The following is a 1592-nucleotide window of genomic DNA, read 5'->3' on the forward strand; positions in this document are numbered from 1 at the left end:
TGTTGTTAACTTGTGATAATGTCACCTTAGGATTCACTTATGAAAATGTCACTTTTGTGGAACCTATAATAGTATGAAAGAAGGTAAAATATTATTGTCACAGAAACAACTTAAAACTTACAAGGTTATCAATAGCTTTATTGATAAATCCATCACCAGACAGCATGCCGCCGAGCTCCTCGGGCTCTCTACCCGCCAGATTACTCGTTTAAAGAAAGGAATCCTCTCTTCTGGCCCATCCTCCCTCATTCATGGAAATACTGGTAGAAAACCTGTTCACGCTCTTTCAGACAAAGAAAAAGAAGCTGTCCTTGCTATCCACTCTTCCCCGGAGTTTTCGCAGGCCAACTTCCTTCACTTTCAAGAAATTCTCAAGGACAAGTATGATATTACTATATCATATTCCTCTCTTCTTAGTATACTCAAAAATGCTGGCATTCAAAGCCCTCAGAAGAAAAAAATTAAAAATCGTACCCATCGGCGCAAGCGTAAGCCCCATGCCGGACAACTCATTCAGGTGGATGCAACTCCTTTTGAATGGTTTGGCAACGGCCAGAAATTCGCTCTTCATGGAGCCATTGATGACGCTACCGGGGAAATCGTCGGCCTGTATATGACTCAGAATGAATGCCTGTTTGGGTATCTGGAAATGATGCGCCAGTGCTGTCTGGATTTTGGCGTTCCACAGTCTGTGTATTCGGACAACCATACCATCTTCCGCTCTCCTAACACCGGAAAACTTACCGTAGAAGAGATGATCTCCGGTAAATCCGTAAACCTAACTCAGTTCGGGCGGGCAATGAATGATCTCGGCATTGACCTGATTTTTGCCAGGACTCCTCAAGCAAAGGGCCGCATAGAACGGCTCTGGGTAACGCTTCAAAGCCGGCTGCCGGTAGAACTGGCTATGAGGGGCATAAAAACGGTATCTGAGGCGAATGAATTTCTTATACAGGAATACCGCCACTTATTCAATCAGAAATTTTCCGTCAAAGCAGAGTCAGAATCACTGTTTGTACCATTAAGGGATGGAATTGATATAGATGAAATCCTGTGTATCAAACATACAAGAAAAACGGACAATGCCGGAACTTTTGCATTCAAGAACCGATGCTTTCAGATCCTGGATGCCGGTTTTCCCATTATAGCAGCCAGGAAAGAAATTACAGTACTGATTCATCCAAGATATGGAATACGGGTCAGCTATCAAAAGAGAAGTTATGATACCATACGTTATTTTAAGCCTCAACGCAAAGACAGCAAACCTAAAGGAAATAAAAAGGCAGAAACGGTTGTTACCCCGCATTTGAAACACAGTTCAGAAGCCTGGAGAAAAATTTGGTGGCAGGAAGACTATAACCAATCCTTGAAGTTTTTATATGAGCTGTTCTTCGAGAAGCAGCAGTCTGCATCTTAAGCAGGCTTGATTACCCTTTAATTGGAGGCAGGCAGGGAAGCAAGGTCAGCTTGCTGTTCATATAACCTTGCTTCCCTGCCTGCTGGAAATTAAAATAGAAGAGCCTGTTTAAAAAGTGACATTTTCTAAAGTTAATATAGCCTATAAAAAGTGACATTTTCTAAAGTTATTGACA

At 42.2% G+C, this 1592-nt stretch carries 1 protein-coding gene; it reads left to right on the forward strand.

Features of this window, described 5'->3' with window-relative positions:
• Positions 1-94: 94 nt before the first annotated feature.
• Complete coding sequence (locus GKG41_RS23020; protein ID WP_226904269.1) at positions 95-1417, forward strand: ISNCY family transposase; 1323 nt, start codon at positions 95-97, stop codon at positions 1415-1417.
• Positions 1418-1592: the final 175 nt, after the last annotated feature.

The organism is Lactonifactor sp. BIOML-A5 (assembly GCF_009677585.1).
In the GTDB taxonomy this organism is placed as follows: Bacteria; Bacillota; Clostridia; order Lachnospirales; family Lachnospiraceae; genus Lactonifactor.